25 protein-coding genes are annotated in these 21150 nt (G+C 59.6%); 24 read left to right on the forward strand and 1 reads right to left on the reverse strand.

Features of this window, described 5'->3' with window-relative positions; translation table 11 throughout:
• Nucleotides 1–22: 22 nt before the first annotated feature.
• From ACZ5C3_RS12815 to ACZ5C3_RS12825, 3 genes are all read left to right on the forward strand, one after another.
• A complete protein-coding gene (locus ACZ5C3_RS12815; protein WP_464038029.1) occupies nt 23–1138 on the forward strand; it encodes a helix-turn-helix transcriptional regulator in 1116 nt (371 codons plus the stop codon).
• Nucleotides 1139–1378: 240 nt separating this feature from the next.
• The gene (locus tag ACZ5C3_RS12820) at nt 1379–3442 is read left to right on the forward strand and encodes an FAD-dependent oxidoreductase (protein WP_464038030.1); all 2064 of its coding nucleotides are present in this window, start codon (nt 1379–1381) and stop codon (nt 3440–3442) included.
• Between the two features lie 211 nt (nt 3443–3653).
• Complete coding sequence (locus tag ACZ5C3_RS12825; protein WP_464038031.1) at nt 3654–5639, forward strand: ABC transporter ATP-binding protein; 1986 nt, start codon at nt 3654–3656, stop codon at nt 5637–5639.
• 30 nt (nt 5640–5669) lie between these two features.
• Here ACZ5C3_RS12825 and ACZ5C3_RS12830 read toward each other — a convergent pair whose 3' ends face one another.
• Nucleotides 5670–6839 carry an FAD-dependent oxidoreductase gene (locus tag ACZ5C3_RS12830; RefSeq protein WP_464038032.1) on the reverse strand — a complete coding sequence of 390 codons (1170 nt, stop codon included), beginning with the start codon at nt 6837–6839 and terminating at the stop codon, nt 5670–5672.
• A 252-nt stretch (nt 6840–7091) separates the two neighbouring features.
• On the opposite strand from ACZ5C3_RS12830, the gene ACZ5C3_RS12835 reads away from it, so the two are divergent.
• The 21 genes from ACZ5C3_RS12835 to rpsN all read left to right on the forward strand — a co-directional run bounded on the left by ACZ5C3_RS12835 (nt 7092) and on the right by rpsN (nt 21150).
• The gene (locus ACZ5C3_RS12835) at nt 7092–8228 is read left to right on the forward strand and encodes a GNAT family N-acetyltransferase (RefSeq protein WP_464038033.1); all 1137 of its coding nucleotides are present in this window, start codon (nt 7092–7094) and stop codon (nt 8226–8228) included.
• Nucleotides 8229–8331: 103 nt separating this feature from the next.
• Complete coding sequence (locus tag ACZ5C3_RS12840) at nt 8332–8844, forward strand: YdcF family protein (RefSeq protein WP_464044741.1); 513 nt, start codon at nt 8332–8334, stop codon at nt 8842–8844.
• Between the two features lie 1185 nt (nt 8845–10029).
• The gene (rpsL, locus tag ACZ5C3_RS12845; protein ID WP_002712306.1) at nt 10030–10401 is read left to right on the forward strand and encodes a 30S ribosomal protein S12; all 372 of its coding nucleotides are present in this window, start codon (nt 10030–10032) and stop codon (nt 10399–10401) included.
• A 16-nt stretch (nt 10402–10417) separates the two neighbouring features.
• Entirely contained in the window at nt 10418–10888 is a 471-nt protein-coding gene (gene rpsG / locus ACZ5C3_RS12850; protein ID WP_464038035.1) for a 30S ribosomal protein S7, read from the forward strand.
• A 33-nt stretch (nt 10889–10921) separates the two neighbouring features.
• Nucleotides 10922–12994: an elongation factor G gene (fusA, locus tag ACZ5C3_RS12855; protein WP_464044742.1), complete on the forward strand. Its 2073-nt coding sequence runs from the start codon at nt 10922–10924 to the stop codon at nt 12992–12994.
• Nucleotides 12995–13031: 37 nt separating this feature from the next.
• A complete protein-coding gene (gene tuf / locus ACZ5C3_RS12860; protein WP_464038037.1) occupies nt 13032–14222 on the forward strand; it encodes an elongation factor Tu in 1191 nt (396 codons plus the stop codon).
• Nucleotides 14223–14333: 111 nt separating this feature from the next.
• Nucleotides 14334–14642 (forward strand): 30S ribosomal protein S10, encoded by a 309-nt coding sequence (rpsJ, locus tag ACZ5C3_RS12865; protein ID WP_002712302.1) that lies wholly within the window; start codon nt 14334–14336, stop codon nt 14640–14642.
• A 48-nt stretch (nt 14643–14690) separates the two neighbouring features.
• On the forward strand, nt 14691–15422 hold the full coding sequence (gene rplC, locus ACZ5C3_RS12870) for a 50S ribosomal protein L3 (RefSeq protein WP_464038038.1): 732 nt from the start codon (nt 14691–14693) through the stop codon (nt 15420–15422).
• Entirely contained in the window at nt 15422–16042 is a 621-nt protein-coding gene (gene rplD, locus ACZ5C3_RS12875; RefSeq protein ID WP_464038039.1) for a 50S ribosomal protein L4, read from the forward strand. The genes rplC and rplD overlap by 1 nt, the downstream gene beginning before the upstream one ends.
• Entirely contained in the window at nt 16039–16338 is a 300-nt protein-coding gene (locus ACZ5C3_RS12880) for a 50S ribosomal protein L23 (RefSeq protein ID WP_464038040.1), read from the forward strand. Before rplD ends, ACZ5C3_RS12880 begins: the two co-directional genes overlap by 4 nt.
• A gap of 12 nt (nt 16339–16350) precedes the next feature.
• On the forward strand, nt 16351–17184 hold the full coding sequence (gene rplB, locus ACZ5C3_RS12885) for a 50S ribosomal protein L2 (RefSeq protein ID WP_464038041.1): 834 nt from the start codon (nt 16351–16353) through the stop codon (nt 17182–17184).
• A 12-nt stretch (nt 17185–17196) separates the two neighbouring features.
• The gene (gene rpsS, locus ACZ5C3_RS12890) at nt 17197–17475 is read left to right on the forward strand and encodes a 30S ribosomal protein S19 (protein WP_464038042.1); all 279 of its coding nucleotides are present in this window, start codon (nt 17197–17199) and stop codon (nt 17473–17475) included.
• 10 nt (nt 17476–17485) lie between these two features.
• Complete coding sequence (gene rplV / locus ACZ5C3_RS12895; RefSeq protein WP_424630866.1) at nt 17486–17872, forward strand: 50S ribosomal protein L22; 387 nt, start codon at nt 17486–17488, stop codon at nt 17870–17872.
• A gap of 15 nt (nt 17873–17887) precedes the next feature.
• Nucleotides 17888–18598, forward strand: a complete 711-nt coding sequence (rpsC, locus tag ACZ5C3_RS12900) for a 30S ribosomal protein S3 (RefSeq protein ID WP_464038043.1) — start codon at nt 17888–17890, stop codon at nt 18596–18598.
• 34 nt (nt 18599–18632) lie between these two features.
• A complete protein-coding gene (gene rplP, locus ACZ5C3_RS12905; RefSeq protein WP_424630868.1) occupies nt 18633–19046 on the forward strand; it encodes a 50S ribosomal protein L16 in 414 nt (137 codons plus the stop codon).
• A 5-nt stretch (nt 19047–19051) separates the two neighbouring features.
• A complete protein-coding gene (rpmC, locus tag ACZ5C3_RS12910; protein WP_464038044.1) occupies nt 19052–19264 on the forward strand; it encodes a 50S ribosomal protein L29 in 213 nt (70 codons plus the stop codon).
• Nucleotides 19265–19275: 11 nt separating this feature from the next.
• Complete coding sequence (gene rpsQ, locus ACZ5C3_RS12915) at nt 19276–19524, forward strand: 30S ribosomal protein S17 (protein ID WP_002712292.1); 249 nt, start codon at nt 19276–19278, stop codon at nt 19522–19524.
• A gap of 37 nt (nt 19525–19561) precedes the next feature.
• Nucleotides 19562–19930 (forward strand): 50S ribosomal protein L14, encoded by a 369-nt coding sequence (gene rplN / locus ACZ5C3_RS12920; RefSeq protein ID WP_009797128.1) that lies wholly within the window; start codon nt 19562–19564, stop codon nt 19928–19930.
• Nucleotides 19930–20244 carry a 50S ribosomal protein L24 gene (gene rplX, locus ACZ5C3_RS12925; RefSeq protein ID WP_464038045.1) on the forward strand — a complete coding sequence of 105 codons (315 nt, stop codon included), beginning with the start codon at nt 19930–19932 and terminating at the stop codon, nt 20242–20244. Before rplN ends, rplX begins: the two co-directional genes overlap by 1 nt.
• Nucleotides 20237–20794 (forward strand): 50S ribosomal protein L5, encoded by a 558-nt coding sequence (gene rplE / locus ACZ5C3_RS12930; RefSeq protein WP_464038046.1) that lies wholly within the window; start codon nt 20237–20239, stop codon nt 20792–20794. Before rplX ends, rplE begins: the two co-directional genes overlap by 8 nt.
• A 50-nt stretch (nt 20795–20844) precedes the next feature.
• Entirely contained in the window at nt 20845–21150 is a 306-nt protein-coding gene (gene rpsN, locus ACZ5C3_RS12935; protein WP_464038047.1) for a 30S ribosomal protein S14, read from the forward strand.

Below are 21150 nucleotides of genomic sequence, written 5' to 3' on the forward strand. Positions count from 1 at the left end.
AAAACGCTTTAAGTGAGCTTCAGTGACCAAGCTGTTTGACGAAACGCTGGCGGATCGCATCTACGAGGCGGCGGTGGTGCCAGAAAAGTGGCCGGCCGTTCTCGATGAAATGTCGGTGGCGGCCGATGGGGCGGGTGGGGTTCTGTTTACCGCCAACGCTCATCACGTCATCGGTATCACGTCGCCCAACCTCACATCCGTCTTCGAAGAGTTCGTGCGCGACGGCTGGGCGGAACAGAACCCGCGTCCTGGTCGGCTTGCGGCCGCAAATTATCCAGGCTTCGTGAGCGAGTACGATGTCTTCACCGACGAGGAGCTGGATAACGATCCGGTCTATCGCGACTTCTATCGGCAGCGCGGCCTCGGCTGGGGAACAGGCACCATGGTGGAGACGCCGTCCGGCGACTCGATCATTTTTTCATTCGAGCGCGCTTACAAGAAAGGGCCGGTCCCAACCGAGACAGTGAAGCAGTTCGACCTGTTGCGCCCGCATCTCGTGCGCGCGGCGTTGTTGTCGTCGCGTCTCGGTCTGGAGCGCGCCGTTGCCACGGCCAATGCCCTTCAATCGCTCGGGCTGCCCGGGGCTGTGTTGTTCCGCGGCGGCAGGCTGCTTGCCGCCAACAATCTGTTCGAACAATTGATGCCGACGCTGTTTCAGGATCGGCGCGAACGTTTGCTGCTCGCCGATGTTGCGGCGGATGCGTTGCTTGCGGTGGCGCTTCGCGAGGACTTGCTCGTGAGCGGGCGGACCGTGGTGAGCTCAATTCCCGTTGCCGCAACGGAGCGGCACGCACCACTGATCCTCCATCTGCTGCCCGTATGCGGAGCGGCGCACGATGTGTTCGCACGCGCCACCTCGCTGCTGGTGGTGACGCCGGTGGATCGGGCTATGGTGCCGAGGGCACATGTGCTGCAAGGGCTGTTCGATTTGACGCCCGCCGAGGCACGCGTGGCGCGCGGGATCGGCGAGGCGCAATCGATCGATGCGATTGCGATGTCGCTCGGCGTGTCGAGCGAAACCGTGCGGACCCAGCTCAAGGCAGTCCTGTCGAAGACCGGCCTCTCGCGGCAGCAGGAATTGATCAGCCTGCTGGCTGGAAAGGCGCTTCCTGTCCCGGAATCGTCGAAAGGTTCCTAGTGGAGTTTTGGATGTGACATTCGCCTGGCGAACTCGCGGTTGGGTGGGGAGCGAATGCCAAATCCACTCCACTAGATCAGGCCAGAACGCGGGGGAAACACCGTCGTTTTTGATATTTTTGACATTTTTCGCTGCCAAATCCTGCTTTGTTCATCTTTCCTTCAGATGAAAAACGCTTTTGTTTAACTTGAGTTAGACCGTGTCTTCACCCGAACGGGGGGCCGGCGGGCGAAGGACATCATGCTCGATCTTGCGATTGTTGGCGGCGGCCCTGGCGGGCTTATGAGTGCGTGGTACCTCAAGAAGAAACTTGGGGCCCTCTGCCGCATCACCATCTATGAAGCGTCCGATCGCCTTGGTGGGAAGATCCTGACCAAGACGTTCGACACTGCGCCGGCGATGTACGAAGCAGGCGTAGCCGAGATCTACGACTACTCGATGACCGGTCCAGATCCTCTGCGTGAGTTGATCCAGCATTTCGGGCTGCAGACCATTCCGATCGAAGCCGAGCAGGTGCAGCTCGATGGCGAGTTGCTTGATGACGTGCCCGGCATGCGCCGCAAGTACGGCCCGCAGACCGCGAAGGCGATCGAGGACTTCCGCAAGCTGTGCGCCAAGATGGTGTCGCCGATCGAATACTACGAAGGCGTCGGCGCGCACGACAACGAACACCCCTGGGCGTTTATCAGCGCCGAGGAACTGCTGGACCGCGAGGTCAAGGACCCGGTCGCCAAGCGTTTTCTCAAAGTGAAGGCGCGCTCGGACATCGCGACTGAGCCGCACAACACCAACGGCCTCAACGCGCTGAAGAACTTGGTGATGGATGTGGACGGCTACATCGGCCTCTATTCGATCCAGAACGGCAACGAACAGCTCATTCACAGCCTGCGCAGCGAGATCGAAGCCGACATCCAGTTGAACCATCGCGTGCTCAAGGTCGGCAAGGCCGACTCCGGCCGCTACGCCATCAACATGATGAACGGCAAGGGGCCGATCACCAAGGAGCACGACCTTGTCGTGATGTGCCTGCCGCACTCGTGGCTGACCACCATGCGGTGGGACGGTGAACTGCTGCGCCACTCGATGGTCAAGCACATCGCATACTTTGATCGCCCCGCGCACTACCTGCGGGTCTCGATCCTGTTCGACGAGCCGTTCTGGGGCGACAAGGTTTCCGGCGCATGGTGGATGTCCGAAGCCTTCGGCGGTTGCTGCGTCTATGTAGAAGGCGCGCGCCACGATGTTGGCCGGCATGGCGTGCTCAACTGGCTGATCCCGGGCTCGGATGCGCTCGCATTCGCCAATCTAAGCGACAATGAACTGATCGACGCGGCGCTGAAGTCGCTGCCGACATCGTTCGGCAATGCGCGCGAGCATTTCCTGGAAGGCAAGATCCATCGCTGGCTGTCGTCGGTCAACGCGATCCCTGGCGGATTGCCGGCACGCGACGTGATGACCAATCATCATCCCGAGCCGTATGAGCATCCGGGCTTTGTGGTGGTTGGTGACTATCTGTTCGACTCGACGCTGAACGGTCTGCTGGATTCGTCGGACGCGGCCACTGACATCATTCTCACCCAGATGATGAAGCTGCGCTATGAGCGCGGTGAGAGCGGCAACGTGCCGTCCGACAAGATCGACCGCGCGTATTTCGAGAACTATCGCAATGTCGGTCCGTATGCCGACGTCTGGAGCCAGTTCACCGATCCCGACTATCTGATGAACTTGATCAAGATCGTCTGGGGCCGCGCGAAGGGTTACAAGCTGCTGGTCGCAGGTTCGGCAAGCGGTGAACTCGTCGGTGCGCTGCGCGACCGCGGCATCGACGCATGGGGTGTCGAGAATAACCGCACCATCCACGGCAAGACGCCGAAGGCGCTCAAGAAATACAACAAGCTCGGGTCGGTGACGAAGCTGCCGTTCAAGGACAGTGAATTCGATTTCGTGTTCGAGACAAGCCTTTGTCACGTCACTCCCAAGCAGGTTGCGCGTGCGGTGCGTGAACTCAATCGCGTGGTGAAGAGCGGTTTCGTGTTCGGCTCGGTCACCAGCGACATGGCGCCGGCCGTGATCGATCGCTACGATCTGCTGCGCGGCGTGAAGAAGCTCGGCACCTGGTGGGAATGGTCCGAACTGTTCTTCAGCAACGGTTTCGATCTGTCGATGCACCGTCGTGACACCACGGATGCTGTCTGGGAAGCGACGCTGGCGGCCGGGAAGGGCCCCGGCGATTGGTATGCGGACGCCGACAGCCTGCGGTATTCGTTCTTTGATAAGGTCAATGACGACGAAGACGACGACTGATCTAGCGTCCCGAATCCAAAGTTCGCCTCGCGTGCGAATTGTCACATCGTTGACGGTTTGGCGAACGGAGCGGGCGCCGCTATAGTGCCTGCGCGGTGGGCGAGTGGCGGATTCACTTATGCTGGCCGCGTTCGGGGGCGGCGGCGTATCGGGCCATCGCAGTCAATTCTGATACGAACGTCAGATCCACCGCACTAATGACGGTTACTTCATGCCGACCAATTCGCCTTCCAAAAAAAATGACAAGCCGGTGAAGGGCAGGCCGCTCGACGAGGAGGAGGCGCGCCTGGCGGCTGTGCAGGAAGAGCTGCCAGATCCGCCGGCGATCGACGATCTCGACGACGATGACGACGACGAGGAACTCGTCGCCTATACGGCGCAAGAGGCGGCAGGTGCCTTTGCGACCGTCTGGCGCTTCACCAAGCCGCATCTGCGCAATTACAGGATGTGGTGCGCATTCGTGGCGATCGGTCTCTTCATCGAGACGCTGTTCAACGTCATCATGCCGTTGAGTTTGAAATACCTGATCGATGATGCGCTCGGTGAGGAAGATTTCAACGCGCTCTACGTGATCCTGTCGGTGCTCGCGGCGGCGGGCATCATCACGTCCATCGTCGCCGTCTGGTACGAGCGCTGGGACGCGCGGTTGACGGCCTCGATCATCGCGGACGTTCGCACGCGGCTGTTCGATCACGTGCAGAACCTGCCGGCTGCCTATTTTGGACGCACCAAGCGCGGTGAGATCCTGTCGCGCTTCTCGGTGGACATGGCGGGTTACGAGTCCTCGGTGAAGCACTTCGCCAACAGCGCCGCGCTGCCGTTCCTTGAGTTGATCGCCGGCATCGGGTTGATGATCTGGTTGAACTGGCAGCTTGCGGTGGTGGCGCTGCTGGTGTTCCCGATCACGCTGATCGGTCCGCGCATCCTGACGCCGAAAGCCGTCAAAGCTAATTACGAGCAGAAGGTCAACGAAGCGGCCATTCTCGGCGTCGTGCAGGAAAACGTCGCGGCTCAGATGGTCGTGAAAGCCTTCGGCCTGCAGCGCAAGGCGTTCGGCTGGTTCGCCTTCCGCAACAGGGCGGCGCGCCATTCGATGGCGGAGGCGACCTTTCTCTCGACCATGGTGGAGCGGACGGTTGCGGTGTCCGTGCTGCTGCTGCACCTCGTCGTGCTGGCGATCGGCGCGTATCTGGCGACCATCGGCAAGATCACCGTCGGCACGTTCGTCACCTTCGAGAGCGCGTTTTGGGAGATTTCCTACAACATCGCGAATCTCATGCATTTCATTCCGGTGGCCATTCAGGCGTCGGCCTCAGTGCAGCACATGGAAGAGCTGCTGGATGAGCCGACCCGTGGGGCCGACCGTCCGGGCGCGCCGGATCTGCCGCGCATCACCAACGACATCACTTTCGATCGCGTTGTCTTCAAGTATGAAGGCAGCGACAACTCGGTGATCGATGGGCTTTCGCTGAAGCTGGCAGTCGGCAAGAAGATCGCGATCGTCGGGCCGAGCGGTTCGGGCAAGAGCACGCTGCTCAACCTGATTCTGCGCCTCTACATGCCGAATGACGGCAGGGTCACCATCGATGGCGTCGACATCCGCAAGGTGACACGGGACTCCCTGCGCAAGAGTATGGCCGTCGTGTTCCAGGAGAACATGCTGTTCAACATGTCGATCCGCGAAAACATCCGTCTCGGCAAGGAAGGTGCGACGGATGCAGAGGTGGTGGAAGCCGCCAAGAAGGCCGAGATCCACAGCTATATCATGACGTTGCCGGAGAAGTACAACACGGTGGTCGGAGAGCGCGGCGACACCCTGTCAGGCGGTCAGCGCCAGCGCATCGCCATTGCGCGTGCCATCGTGCGCAATCCATCGGTGCTGCTGCTGGACGAGGCGACCTCGGCGCTGGATCAGACCACGGAAGCCGCGATCAACCGCACGCTGTTCAAGGTTGCGGAAGGCCGCACCATGATCTTCTCGACGCATCGGCTGACGTCGGTGGTCGATATGGACGAAATCATCGTGATCAGCGGCGGCAAGGCCATTGAGCGCGGTTCGCATGCCGAGCTGCTCACCGCGAATGGCACGTATCGCAAGCTGTGGGACGATCAGCTTCACAAATCGCACGCGCCGATTGGAGCCGATGGAGATGAAGACAATGACGATGACGATGAGGATGATGACGATGAGGAGTAAGCTCCTCGCCGATGTTTAAGGCGTCGCGTTTTAAGACTCGGCAGTCCGTCTGACAGCCATCATTTCGCGCAGATTGCGCACCCAGCCCATGCCAAGGCGTACGCCAAAGCGGATCCAGCGGCGCAGGTGCCACGACAATCCGGTATCTATCGACATGGAGCGCAGGTTGTAAGCCTCGCGCGTCGATTCTTCATCGCAAGCCTGCTTCTCGGGATCGTCGTAGAACTGCGAGACCTTGAGCAGGCCCATGCCCGGCGTGGCGAGCCATGCGGGAATGTAGACGTTGCAGAGCCGCTCCACATCCGTGAACACCTTGCCCGTGCCGGTGCCGGCCGCAGGGCAGGACGTGGCAAAGGCATCGCCCACCAGCACGACGCCGGCCTGCCGGTGTCCCTTGGTGATGTAGAGATCCGCCGGACGGATCTTGATATCGCCCTCGACTTTGAAATCGCCGGTCAGCGCATGGAGATGCGGCATGATTTCGTGCAGCGCGTCTTCGGGTGTCCGGCGCATGCGGCGCAACCACGGATCTTCCATGGTGCGATAGACCATCAGGTTCGCGCGCATTACCGAGCCGATCGGAAACAGCGTCAGGTATGACATCTGCGCGGCGGAATTCTCAGTGAAGTAGGTCAGCGCCGGGAATTCAAATTTGTCGCGGCCGACTGGCTCGAGATTGAAGCCGACAGTGATCGAATGGCACGGGCTGGTAATTTCGCGCTCGATCCCGAGCGAATGGCGCAGGCCGATGTTCAATCCATTCGCCAGCACGACCAGCCGCGCGACGATCTCTTCGCCGTTCGATAGCGTGATCGTTTGCCGTTCGGTGCTGGTCTTGATCCCGGTCACCTTGGCTTCGATGAATTCGACGCTTTGAGGAATCTCGTCGCGTACGGTGTTGACGAGGGTGTCGTAGAAAATTCCGTTCTGGTCGCTGGGGCGGCGCTTATCGAGCAGGCGTCCGAGTCTCGCAACCCACACGTGGTGATCGAGTGTTGCTGCACGGAGCACGGATTCGGCCAGCCCTGTCTTTTGCAGAATGCCGACTTGATGGCTGTCGAGTTTCTCGCAGCGGAAGTCAGGCGGATAAATCTTGTGCGGATCGATCAGGATCGCGGAAATGCCTGCGCGGCCGAGCATCGCCGCCGCCGTCGATCCGGCCAGTCCGCCGCCAACGATTGCAATATCCGTCTGTCGCATGACACGCCTCTTTTCCGACAGCGTAGCATTGCGACAGCAAACTCGACTAAACCTTGAATGAAACAAGGTGAATCGTCGGTGAGGTTAATGCCGAAGAAACGTGTTTATTAACGCTTTAATTGTTTGCTTCTTGCCTGCGTTACGCCGCCGCAGCATTAGTATTCATGTGACACGATTTGGCGCGTCGCATTGCCTTAACGGTGCTGCAATCCGACGGCGATAGTATTTTCCAAGGCGTCGCGGGCCCTTCTTATGATCTCGGTTACGATCGCATCGCCGGACAAAGATTTTAAGGCGCAATGGGATGATCTCATCGCGCGTGCACCCGGGAATGTGTTCATGAATCCCGTGGCGCTCAAAGCGGCGCTCGACACCATGTTTGCAGTGGTTCACGTGCTGCTGGCTTGGGAAGAGGGCGTTGAGCCTGCGCGTTTGGTGGGCATGTGGGCCCTGCAGCAGCGCAGTGTCATGTTTATGTGGCCGGCTTTGCTCGAAGCGCGCCCGTACAACTACGCATTTCTTTCAACGCCGGTGATTGATCCTGCATTTGCCAGCGAGGTGATTCCAGCCTTCTTCGCGGCAATCCGCAACAATCCGGCACTGCCCAATGTGGTCAGTCTGCGAGAAATGGATGCAGAGACGCAGGCGTATGCTGCGATCCAAAAGACCATCACCGATGAGCATCACGCGCATGTGATGCTGACTGAAAGCGCGCGCCCCTTCGTGTCCCGCGAACGCGGCGTGAAGAGTTCGGGTTCGACACGCAAGAAGCTGCGTCAGGACTGGAACAGGCTGTCCGCGCTCGGCAAGCTGGAGGTCGTCAATGAACGCTCCGGCGAAGCGGCGCGCGCCGGGTTCGAACATTTTCTCGATCTGGAAAAGCGAAGCTGGAAGGGCGCGGAGGGGACCGCAATCCTCTGCGACGAGCATGACGCACAGTTCACGCGCAAACTGATCGGTGATCTCGCAGACGATGGTAATGCGTCGGTGGCGCTGCTGCGTCTCGACAATCGGCCGATCGCGGCCCAGGTGGTGATGTATTGTGGAACCACGGCTTACACGTGGAAGACCGCATTCGATACAGAGTTCGCCAAATACTCGCCGGGCTCCTTGCTGATCGACAAGCTGCCTGAGCAGCTCTTCAGCTCAACCAATGTGCAGGTGGTCGATTCCTGCTCGGCCGAAACCAGCTTCATGGCGCAGCTCTGGACCGGCCGGAAGACGATGGTCGATATGGTCGTCGACGTTGGTACACGGCGTTCGCTGGTGTTTGCGATGGAGGCGGCGCGCCAGTCCGGCTACGAGAAACTGCGGACGTTGCGCGATCGGCTGCGCGCGATGTCGTTGCTGGCGGCGAAGCGCCGGCTCGCCTCGTCGCAGTCAGCATAACGCTCTATTTCCTTTGTCCTGCTCCCAGTAGACTTGCCTTCCAGGAAGTGCGCGACGCGATCGCGCGTTGCCTGTTTTTCATCTCGAGTGCCAGGATGTTATCTTGGGCCAAACTCTGATTGCGATATTCGGAGCTGCTGTTCTTCCCGACGGTAGCCCGTCTCCAACGCTGGCGCGCCGGATCAGATGCGGCTTACAAGCCTCAAATTTAGACCCTGATGCCATGGTGTTTTGTTCGGGAGGGGTAGGGCGCTTTGGCCGTTCCGAGGCCATGGTGATGTCATCCGCGCTTCAGTCGTACGGAGTATCTGGCGAACGTTTGGTTCTGGATGAGAAAAGCACCGACACATTTGGGAGTGTCGTCAGTATCGCAACGTTTGTGCGGCGACATCACATCGAAAGGGTCGTGATTTGCAGCGACGCTTATCACATCCCGCGAATCCGCACCTTGTTGCGAATGTTAGGCGTGCAGAGTGATCCTGGTCCCCGAACGTCACCGGCCGGAACGCTGCGACTTCGAACATACATGAGGTTGCGAGAAACCCTCGCGTTCGGGGTCGACCTTTTCCTCATGGCAATTCGGCGCCGAGCGATCATGGCGACGCTGCCGCGGTAGCGCGAATGATCTATGGGCCGGCTCATTTGAAGCGCCGTCGGTGGTGTTCCTGGCGTTCGAATCGCCAGTCGGCCAATGGGCCACCAATCTCGCCATGCTCAAGCGAGGCATGCTTGATGGTGTGTTACGGCCTTATGTGGCGTCGGCATGCTTCACTTTGGCGCTCGCGCCGGTGCTGGTTGCTGTGTCCGGCAGGGAGCTGATTCTGCGGCGGGGCCGAGAGCCAAAAGTGCGACGATCGTCGCGGCGGCTTCTGGCTTGTTGTCGGTGCTGCTTTACCTTGTGCTGGGGCAGCGTCCTGCAGGCTTTCGGCCTGTCGCGACTCACTGTGTTTGCCTCGCTCGGGATTCGGCAGACTGTCCGTTTTCATCGCACCATGGGCGGCGCTTGGGATTCCCGTGGCGGCCGCCACCTGCCGTCTGGTTGGGGTGCTGGTGCTGCACCGGCAGAGTGGCCGGAGCTCGAATCGTCTTCCGAATGGTCCCTTAAGGTATTGATTTTAAAATAAAACACCCCAAGTAAGGAAAGCGCCGAGTTCTGGCGGGTGGTCTGGTGTGCGTCGCTTTGCGTGCACGGGACTTCCCGGTTTCGGCGTCGTGAGGGGTCAAGGAATCGCTTCGAAACGGCACACTGACGATTCGACCGTGCAGCGCAAAAAGCGTTGCGGCTGTCATACTCAGAGTGCGAGAAGTGGCTCTGCCGCTTGTGTTTTTGCGATGTTGTTTGTCCTTGACTTAAGTCGACATGGCTTATACAAACCGGCCACTTCACGACAGGCGGTGAGCTTCTTCACGTCGGAACGGACCACCATTTCAGCCTTGGCCTCCCCAGAATTAGGCCTCTGCCAGGATGAAACGGCACCAACCTCGACGAATGTCGCTCAGACGCTGTCGGCACTAGCCAGGCAATGCCAGGACATTATTGGTCTCAAGAGCTTAAGGCTCAAGAGTTCAGTCTCGGATGCATGACCCCGGTCTGTCTCAGGTGGAAGCCTGACGAGCGAGCCGTGGTCCTCTGTGGCGTCCAAGCGCTTTCCGTTCAGCGATGAATGGGTGGCGCGATTTCGTTTTGCGTGGATGTTGCGCGAGGCGGGTCGATGGGCCGACGTGAAGAGAGTGGGGCGGTTGCTCCTAACGAATTTGCGAAATCGATGAGGTTTCGCGCGAACAAGGGTGAAGGCGAACGATGCCGACGATCAACCAGCTGATCGCAAATCCACGCGAAGCGCAAAAGTCGCGCAAGAAGGTTCCTGCTCTGCAGCAGTCGCCACAGAAGCGTGGTGTTTGCACGCGCGTCTATACGACCACTCCGAAGAAGCCGAACTCGGCGCTTCGTAAGGTTGCAAAGGTGCGTCTGACCAACGGTTTCGAGGTCATCGGCTACATTCCGGGTGAAGGCCATAACCTTCAGGAGCACTCGGTGGTCATGATCCGCGGCGGCCGCGTCAAGGACTTGCCGGGCGTTCGCTACCACATCCTCCGCGGCGTTCTCGATACGCAGGGCGTCAAGAACCGCAAGCAGCGTCGTTCGAAGTACGGCGCGAAGCGTCCGAAGTAATCGGGGAATTTGATCAATGTCTCGTCGCCATTCTGCTGAAAAGCGTGAAGTGAACCCGGATCCGAAGTTCGGGAGCATTGTCATCACGAAGTTCATGAATTCGATCATGTACGACGGCAAGAAGTCTGCCGCCGAAAACATCGTGTACGGCGCGCTGACCACCATTGAAGCCAAGACCAAGCAGAGCCCGATCACGGTGTTCGAGCAGGCGCTGGACAACGTCATGCCAACCATCGAAGTGCGTTCACGCCGCGTTGGTGGTGCGACGTATCAGGTGCCGGTCGAAGTTCGTTCGACTCGCCGCCAGGCGCTGGGCATTCGCTGGATTATTACGGCTGCACGTGGTCGTAACGAAAAGACAATGACGGAACGGCTCTCCGCGGAGCTGCTCGATGCGTCAAATAACCGGGGGAACGCGGTCAAGAAGCGTGAAGACGTGCACAAGATGGCGGAAGCCAACCGTGCGTTCTCGCATTATCGCTGGTAACGGCGTCTCGAACCGGAATTTAAGGACAGACCCATGCCCCGCCAACATGCCATCGAGGACTACCGTAACTTCGGTATCATGGCGCACATCGACGCTGGTAAGACCACGACGACTGAGCGCATCCTCTATTACACCGGCAAGAGCCACAAAATCGGCGAAGTGCACGAAGGTGCCGCGACGATGGACTGGATGGAGCAGGAGCAAGAGCGCGGCATCACCATTACGTCGGCTGCGACTACCGCGTTCTGGAATGGCAAGCGCCTGAACATCATCGACACTCCCGGCCACGTCGACTTCACTATTGAAGTCGAGCGTTCGCTGCGCGTGCTCGACGGCGCTGTTTGCGTTCTCGACTCCAACCAGGGCGTCGAGCCGCAGACCGAAACCGTTTGGCGTCAGGGCGACAAGTATCGCGTTCCTCGCATCGTCTTCGCCAACAAGATGGATAAGACGGGTGCGGACTTCTACAAGTGTCTGCAGGACATCATTGACCGTCTCGGCGCAAAGCCGGTTGCGATCCAGCTGCCGATCGGCGCGGAGAACAACTTCAAGGGTCTGATCGATCTCGTTCGCATGAAGGCGGTCGTCTGGAAGGACGAGGCGCTTGGTGCGAAGTACGAGGACGAAGAGATTCCGGCCGACATGGTCGAGAAGGCCAAGGAATACCGCGAGAAGATGATCGAAGCCGCCGTCGAGCTCGACGACGATGCTTTGACCGCATTTCTTGACGGCAACGAGCCGGATGAAGCGACGTTGAAGAGGCTCCTCCGCAAGGCGGTGCTGACCGGCGCGTTCTATCCTGTGCTTTGTGGTTCGGCGTTCAAGAACAAGGGCGTGCAGCCGTTGCTTGACGCGGTGGTTGATTATCTTCCGTCGCCGCTCGACGTTCCTGCGATCAAGGGCTCCGATGAGGACGGCAACGAAATCGTACGCAAGGCGGACGATAAGGAGCCATTGTCGCTGCTCGCATTCAAGATCATGGACGATCCGTTCGTCGGCACCATTACGTTCTGCCGCATCTATTCGGGCGTGCTGATGAGCGGCACGGGCGTCATCAATTCGACCCGCGAGAAGAAAGAGCGCATCGGCCGCATGCTGTTGATGCATGCGAACAACCGCGAAGACATCAAGGAAGCCTATGCCGGCGATATCGTCGCGCTGGCCGGCCTCAAGGAAGCCCGTACCGGTGACACCCTGTGTGACCCGGATCATCCGGTCATCCTTGAAAAGATGGAATTCCCGGAGCCGGTGATCGAAATCGCGATCGAGCCGAAGTCGAAGGCAGACCAGGAAAAGCTGGGCGTCGCTCTGGCGAAGTTGGCTGCGGAAGATCCGTCTTTCCGCGTGTCCACCGACCACGAGTCCGGCCAGACCATCCTGAAGGGCATGGGCGAACTCCATCTCGACATTAAGGTCGATATTCTCCGCCGCACCTACAAGGTCGACGCCAACATCGGCGCGCCGCAGGTTGCGTTCCGCGAGAAGATCACCAAGACGGCCGAGGTCAGGTACACCCACAAGAAGCAGACCGGTGGTACCGGCCAATTCGCCGAAGTGTCGATCGTGGTCGAGCCGACGGAGCCGGGTGCTGGCTTCTCGTTCGAATCCAAGATCGTCGGCGGCGCGGTGCCGAAGGAATACATTCCAGGCGTTGAAAAGGGCCTGAACAGCGTCATGACTTCGGGCGTGGTTGCCGGCTTCCCGGTGGTCGACGTCAAGGTTTCGCTGGTGGACGGCAAGTATCACGACGTCGACTCATCGGCGCTGGCCTTCGAAATCGCTTCGCGTGCTGCTTTCCGCGAAGCGCTGCAGAAGGGCAAGTCGGTCCTCCTCGAGCCGATCATGAAGGTCGAGGTGGTGACGCCTGAAGATTACACGGGTTCTGTGATCGGCGACTTGAACTCACGTCGCGGTCAGATCCAGGGCCAGGACATGCGCGGCAACGCCAACGTCATCAACGCGATGGTGCCGCTCATGAATATGTTCGGTTACGTGAACAACCTGCGCTCGATGAGCCAGGGTCGCGCGACCTTCACGATGCAGTTCGATCACTACGCTGAAGCTCCAGCGAACGTGTCGGCAGAAGTCCAGAAAAAGTTTGCTTGATTTCTTTGACGCAAGTCAAAGTTAAACGGAGAACGTCATGGCTAAAGCTAAATTTGAACGTAATAAACCGCACTGTAACATCGGCACCATCGGTCACGTCGACCACGGCAAGACGTCGCTGACCGCAGCGATCACGAAGGTTCTGGCCGAAGCCGGCGGTGCAACGTTCACCGCTTACGACCAGATCGACAAGGCGCCGGAAGAGAAGGCGCGCGGCATCACGATCTCGACCGCTCACGTCGAGTACGAGACCGCGAACCGCCACTACGCACACGTCGATTGCCCCGGCCACGCCGACTACGTGAAGAACATGATCACCGGCGCAGCGCAGATGGACGGCGCGATCCTGGTTGTGTCCGCTGCTGACGGCCCGATGCCGCAGACCCGCGAGCACATCCTGCTGGCTCGTCAGGTCGGCGTTCCTGCGCTCGTCGTGTTCATGAACAAGTGCGACATGGTCGACGATCCGGAGCTCCTCGAGCTCGTTGAAATGGAAGTCCGTGAACTGCTCTCGAAGTACAACTTCCCGGGCGACGACATTCCGATCATCAAGGGTTCGGCTCTTGCTGCTCTCGAGAACTCGGACCAGAAGCTCGGCCACGACGCCGTTCTGGAATTGATGAAGGCGGTTGACGCCTACATTCCGCAGCCAGAGCGTCCGGTTGACCTGCCGTTCCTGATGCCAGTTGAAGACGTGTTCTCGATCTCGGGTCGCGGCACCGTCGTCACCGGTCGTGTCGAGCGCGGCATCATCAAGGTCGGCGAAGAAATCGAAATCGTTGGTCTGAAGGCAACTCAGAAGACCATCGTGACCGGCGTCGAAATGTTCCGCAAGCTGCTCGATCAGGGCCAGGCTGGCGACAACATCGGTGCTCTTCTCCGCGGCACCAAGCGCGAAGAAGTCGAGCGTGGCCAGGTTCTCTGCAAGCCAGGTTCGGTCAAGCCGCACACCAAGTTCAAGGCTGAGGCTTACATCCTCACCAAGGAAGAGGGCGGTCGTCACACCCCGTTCTTCACCAACTATCGTCCGCAGTTCTACTTCCGCACGACTGACGTGACGGGCGTGGTTCACCTGCCAGAAGGCACCGAGATGGTGATGCCGGGCGACAACATCGCGATGGAAGTGCACCTCATCGTGCCGATCGCGATGGAAGAGAAGCTCCGCTTCGCTATCCGTGAAGGCGGCCGCACCGTCGGTGCAGGCGTCGTCGCGACCATCATCGAGTAATAAACGATCCGTCAATGTGCCCGGCTTTAACCAGCCGGGCACTCACGACCCTTAAGAGTAAACGTGGATGGCCGGGCTGACCGGTCGCGACGGACAAGAAAGACAACGGCAATGAACGGCCAGAATATTCGCATTCGTCTCAAGGCGTTCGACCATCGAATCCTCGATACGTCGACCCGCGAGATCGTGAACACGGCAAAGCGTACCGGTGCACAGGTTCGCGGACCTATTCCGCTGCCGACCCGCATCGAGAAGTTCACCGTCAACCGTTCGCCGCACGTCGACAAGAAGAGCCGCGAGCAGTTCGAGATGCGCACTCACAAGCGTCTTCTCGATATCGTCGACCCGACCCCGCAGACAGTCGATGCTTTGATGAAGCTCGACCTGGCCGCAGGCGTCGACGTCGAAATCAAGCTCTAAGAATTTTGTAAGTCCGCGGTGGCGGACAGAAAGACAGGAAGCACGCCGATGCGCTCCGGAGTGATCGCACAAAAGGTCGGGATGACGCGGGTCTTTACAGAGACCGGTGAACATATCCCTGTGACCGTGCTCAAGTTGGGCAATTGCCAGGTTGTTGGCCATCGCACGACCGAGAAGAATGGTTATGTCGCTTTGCAGCTCGGTTCGGGCTCGCGCAAGAGCGTCTACATGCCGAAGGCTGAACGCGGTCAGTTCGCGGTCGCTAAGGTGGAGCCGAAGCGCAAGCTTACGGAATTCCGCGTCACTGAAGATGCGTTGATTCCGGTTGGCGCCGAGATCCAGGCAGACCATTTCGTCGTCGGTCAGTTCGTCGACGTGACCGGTACTTCGGTCGGTAAGGGCTTTGCCGGCGGTATGAAGCGCTGGAACTTCGGCGGTCTGCGCGCCACGCACGGTGTGTCGGTTTCGCACCGTTCGATCGGTTCGACCGGTGGCCGTCAGGATCCCGGCAAGACCTTCAAGAACAAGAAGATGCCTGGTCACATGGGTGTCGATCGCATCACCACGCTGAACCTGCGCGTCGTCCAGACGGACGTTGAGCGCGGCCTGCTGCTCGTCGAAGGCGCCGTTCCTGGCTCCAAGGGCGGCTGGATCACCGTGCGCGATGCTGTGAAGAAGCCGCTGCCGAAGGAAGCCGTGAAGCCGGGCAAGTTCAAGCTCGCTGGCGCTGCTAACGATCAGGCAGCTCCTGAAGCCGCAGCTGAGAAAGAGGGTGCGTGATGGAATTGCAAGTCACAACCCTTGAAGGCAAATCGGCTGGTTCGATTCAGCTCTCGGACGAGATTTTCGGTCTCGAGCCGCGCGCGGATCTCATCCAGCGCTGCGTTAACTGGCAGCTCGCCAAGCGTCAGGCCGGCACGCACAAGGCCAAGGGCCGTGCGGAAGTCTGGCGTACCGGCAAGAAGATGTACAAGCAGAAGGGCACCGGCGGTGCTCGTCACGGTTCGGCACGCGTGCCGCAGTTCCGTGGCGGTGGCCGTGCGTTCGGTCCGGTCGTGCGCAGCCATGCCCACGACCTTCCGAAGAAGGTTCGTGCGCTCGCTCTGCGTCATGCTCTGTCTTCGAAGGCCAAGGACGGCGGTCTCGTTGTCATCGAGAACGCTGAGCTGAAGGATGCGAAGACCAAGGCGTTGATCGGACACTTCTCCGGCCTCGGTCTCACCAGTGCGCTCATCATCGACGGTGCCGAGCTCAATGCCGGTTTCGCGATGGCTGCGCGTAACATTCCGCACATCGACGTGCTGCCGATCCAGGGCATCAACGTCTATGACATTCTGCGCCGTCAGAAGCTCGTTCTGACCAAGGCCGCTCTCGATGCGTTGGAGGCGCGCTTCAAATGACCACTCAGGATGCGCGTCACTACGACATCATCGTTTCGCCAGTGATCACCGAAAAGGCGACGGTCGCTTCGGAGCACAACAAGGTTGTGTTCAAGGTTGCTGCCAAGGCAACCAAACCGCAGATCAAAGACGCGGTTGAGAAGCTTTTCGACGTGAAGGTGAAGAGCGTGAACACGCTGGTCCGCAAGGGCAAGACGAAAGTCTTCCGCGGCCAGTTCGGTTCTCAGTCGAATACCAAGCGCGCTGTCGTGACCCTCGCTGAGGGCCACCGCATCGACGTGACCACCGGCCTGTAAGGTTCAGCGACCATGGCATTGAAAACATTCAACCCCACGACGCCAGGCCAGCGCCAGCTGGTGATGGTCGATCGTTCGGCCCTCTACAAGGGCAAGCCGGTCAAGGCGTTGACCGAGGGCAAGAACTCGTCGGGCGGCCGTGGCAACACCGGCCGTATCACGGTTCGCTTCCGCGGCGGTGGCCACAAGCAGTCCTATCGTATCGTCGACTTCAAGCGCACCAAGCTTGACGTGCCGGCGAAGGTCGAGCGCCTCGAGTACGATCCGAACCGCACCGCCTTCATCGCGCTGATCAAGTACGAAGACGGCGAGCAGGCTTACATCCTGGCTCCGCAGCGTCTGGCTGTTGGCGACACTGTCGTTGCCGGCAACTACGTCGACGTGAAGCCGGGCAACGTCATGCCGCTGGGCAACATGCCGGTCGGCACGATCGTGCACAACGTCGAGCTGAAGATCGGGAAGGGCGGCCAGATCGCCCGTTCGGCCGGTACTTACGCTCAGATCGTTGGCCGCGACCATGACTTCGTGATCGTTCGCCTGAATTCCGGCGAGCAGCGTTTGGTTCACGGCCGTTGCGTCGGCACCATCGGTGCGGTGTCGAACCCGGATCATATGAATATCTCGATCGGTAAGGCCGGTCGTAAGCGTTGGATGGGCCGTCGTCCGCATAACCGCGGCGTCGTCATGAACCCTGTCGATCACCCGCATGGCGGCGGTGAAGGCCGCACCTCAGGTGGCCGTCATCCGGTTACGCCTTGGGGCAAGCCGACCAAGGGCAAGAAGACACGGTCCAACAAGTCGACCAACAAGTTCATTCTCATCAGCCGCCACAAGCGGAAGAAGTAAGGATCGCCGGACATGGTTCGTTCAGTCTGGAAAGGCCCGTTCGTTGAAGGTTCTCTGCTCAAGAAGGCAGATAACGCGCGCGCGTCCGGCCGTCACGACGTTATCAAGATCTGGAGCCGCCGCTCGACGATCCTCCCGCAGTTCGTGGGGCTCACCTTCGGCGTCTACAACGGTCAAAAGCACGTTCCGGTTGCCGTGAACGAGGAAATGGTTGGCCACAAGTTCGGTGAGTTCTCGCCGACGCGGACCTTCCATGGCCATGCAGGCGACAAGAAAGCCAAGAAGGCTTGAGGACTAAGTCATGAGCAAACCAAAGCGCGAACGGGTTCTCCCGGATAACGAGGCCAAGGCCGTCGCCCGCATGCTTCGGGTCAGCCCTCAGAAGCTGAACCTGGTGGCGCAGCTGATCCGTGGCCGGAAGGCTTCGGCGGCGCTTGCCGATCTGCAGTTCTCGCGCAAGCGGATAGCAGTCGACGTCAAGAAGTGCCTGGAGTCCGCGATCGCGAACGCCGAAAACAACCATGACCTCGATGTCGACGCGCTGGTCGTCTCCGAGGCTCATGTTGGCAACGGCATCGTGATGAAGCGTTTCGCACCGCGCGGCCGTGGCCGTTCGGGTCGTGTTTTTAAGCCGTTCTCGCAGCTGACGATCGTTGTCCGTCAGGTCGAGGCCGAGGCTGGCGCCTAAGGGCGGGAGAGAACGATGGGTCAGAAAATCAATCCAATCGGCCTGCGTCTGGGTATCAACCGGACCTGGGATTCCCGTTGGTTCGCCAACAAGAGCGAGTATGCGAAGCTCCTCCACGAGGACATCCGCATCCGTGAGATGTTGATGAAGGAACTGAAGCAGGCGGCTGTCGCGCGCATCGTCATCGAGCGCCCGCACAAGAAGTGCCGCGTGTCGATCCACTCGGCGCGTCCGGGCGTCGTGATCGGCAAGAAGGGCGCGGACATCGACAAGCTGCGCAAGAAGGTTGCCGAGATCACTGACTCCGACGTCGTGATCAACATCATCGAAATCCGCAAGCCGGAACTCGATGCGACGTTGGTGGCTGAATCGATCGCGCAGCAGCTTGAGCGCCGTGTTGCATTCCGCCGCGCTATGAAGCGCGCCGTTCAGTCGGCGATGCGTCTGGGTGCCGAAGGCATTCGTATCAACTGCTCGGGCCGTCTGGGTGGCGCGGAAATCGCGCGCATGGAGTGGTACCGCGAGGGTCGCGTGCCTCTGCACACGTTGCGCGCCGACATCGACTACGGCGTGGGAACGGCTTTCACCACGTTCGGCACCTGCGGCGTCAAGGTTTGGATCTTCAAGGGCGAAATCCTCGAGCACGATCCGATGGCGCAGGACAAGCGGATGGCAGAAGGCGAGAGCGGTGGCGGCAGCGGACGTCCGCGTCGCGATGCAGCCTGATCAATTTTTAAGAAAAGGTTTGAGGGCGTAAGCCATGATGCAACCAAAGAAGACAAAGTTCCGCAAGGCGCATAAGGGCCGTATCCACGGCGTCGCCTCGTCGGGCGCGACGTTGTCTTTCGGCCAGTTCGGCCTGAAGGCGATGGCGCCAGAGCGCATCACGGCGCGTCAGATCGAAGCCGCCCGTCGTGCACTGACCCGTCACATGAAGCGTGCCGGCCGCGTGTGGATCCGTGTATTCCCGGATCTTCCAGTGTCGAAGAAGCCTGCTGAAGTCCGAATGGGCTCCGGTAAGGGTGCGCCTGAATTGTGGGTGGCGCGGGTCAAGCCGGGCCGCATCCTGTTCGAGATCGACGGTGTCACCGATCAGACGGCGCGTGAAGCGCTGACCCTGGCGGCCGCCAAGCTTCCGATCAAGACGCGCTTCGTAGCGCGCATCGCGGAGTAACAGAAATGGCTGAAATGAAGGTCGAAGACATTCGCGCAATGAGCGCCGATCAGATGGAGGACGCGATCCTCAATCTGAAGAAGGAGCGTTTCAATCTGCGCTTCCAGCGCGCCACCGGGCAGCTCGAGAACACCTCGCGTCTGCGTGAAGCTCGCCGCGATATCGCACGCATCAAGACCGTCGCTGCGCAGAAGCGTGCAGCGAAAGACAAGAAGTAAGGGGCGAAAAGATGCCGAAGCGTACTCTCCAGGGCGTCGTCGTCAGCGACAAGCAGGACAAGACCGTTGTCGTGCGTGTTGACCGTCGCTTTACCCACCCGATCTACAAGAAGACGATTCGTCGGTCCAAGAACTACCACGCGCACGATGAGAACAATCAGTTCAAGGCGGGCGACACGGTTTGGATCGAAGAAAGCAAACCACTCTCGAAGTTGAAGCGCTGGACTGTTGTTCAGAGCGACGCAAAGAAAACAGCTTAAGCGCAGTTAGCGCACAGAAAGAGGACGAGGTGCATCAATGATTCAGATGCAGACCAACCTCGACGTGGCCGATAATTCAGGCGCGCGCCGTGTAATGTGCATTAAGGTTCTTGGAGGCTCCAAGCGCCGGTATGCAACCGTAGGTGACATCATTGTCGTGTCCATCAAGGAAGCCATCCCACGCGGGAAGGTGAAGAAGGGCGACGTGATGAAGGCCGTTGTGGTCCGCGTGAGCAAGGACATCCGCCGTGCGGATGGTTCCGTGATCCGTTTTGATCGCAACGCGGCTGTGTTGATCAACAACCAGTCCGAGCCAGTCGGCACCCGTATTTTTGGACCGGTGCCACGTGAGCTCCGCGCCAAGAACCACATGAAGATCATCTCGCTTGCGCCGGAGGTGCTGTAATGGCTGCCAAAATTCGCAAGGGCGATAAGGTCATCGTGCTGTCCGGTCGCGACAAGGGCCGCACCGGCGAGGTCTTCGAGGTGCGTCCGACCGAGAGCCGTGCGCTGGTGCGTGGCGTCAATATGATCAAGCGCCACCAGAAGCAGACGCAGAACCAGGAAGGCGGCATCATCAACAAGGAGTCGCCGATCCACCTGTCCAACATTGCCGTTGTCGGCAAGGACGGCAAGCCGACCCGCGTCGGTTTCAAGATTCAGGCAGACGGCACCAAGGTGCGTGTCGCCAAGCGTTCGGGAGCTGAGATCGATGTCTGAGACCGCGTACGTTCCGCATCTGCGCGCGAAATTCGACAAGGAAATTCGCAGCAAGCTGGTTGAACAGTTCGGCCTGACCAATCCGATGCAGGTTCCTGCGCTGGAGAAGGTCGTGCTCAACATGGGCATCGGCGAAGCCGTCAACGACCGCAAGAAGGTTGAGCTTGCTGCAGGGGATCTCGCTTTGATCGCCGGTCAGAAGCCAATCGTGACGCACTCCCGCAAGGCGATCGCGACCTTCAAGCTGCGCGAAGGCCAGGCCATCGGCGCGAAGGTGACGCTGCGCAAGTCCAAGATGTATGATTTCATCGATCGTCTTGTGAATATCGCGCTGCCTCGCGTTCGCGACTTCCGCGGCCTCAATCCGAAGAGCTTCGACGGCCGTGGCAACTACTCGCTGGGCCTCAAGGAGCACATCGTGTTCCCGGAAATCGACTACGACAAGTCGGGCGAGTCCTGGGGCATGGATATTACGATCTGCACCACGGCGGCTGACGATGAGCAGGCGCGTGCGTTGCTGAATGCTTTCAATTTCCCGTTCCGGCAGTGAGACACTGATTTACAGCGTCTCAAACGCGGAAAGGTATGGAGACTACTCGTATGGCTAAGAAGAGTTCAGTCGAGAAGAACAATCGTCGTCAGAGGATGACGAAGAACGCCGCCGACAAGCGTGCGAAGCTGAAGGCGATCATTTCGGACAAGAACAAGCCGATGGAAGAGCGCTTTGCTGCGACCATCAAGCTTGCCGAGATGCCGCGCAATTCGTCGGCGACCCGCATTCGCAATCGTTGCGAAGTCAGCGGTCGTCCTCGCGCGGTCTATCGCAAGAACAAGATGAGCCGCATTGCGCTTCGTGAATACGGCTCGAAGGGCCTTATTCCCGGCCTCGTCAAGTCGAGCTGGTAA

The sequence above is a fragment of the Afipia dichlorophenoxyacetatis genome (genome assembly GCF_055386385.1).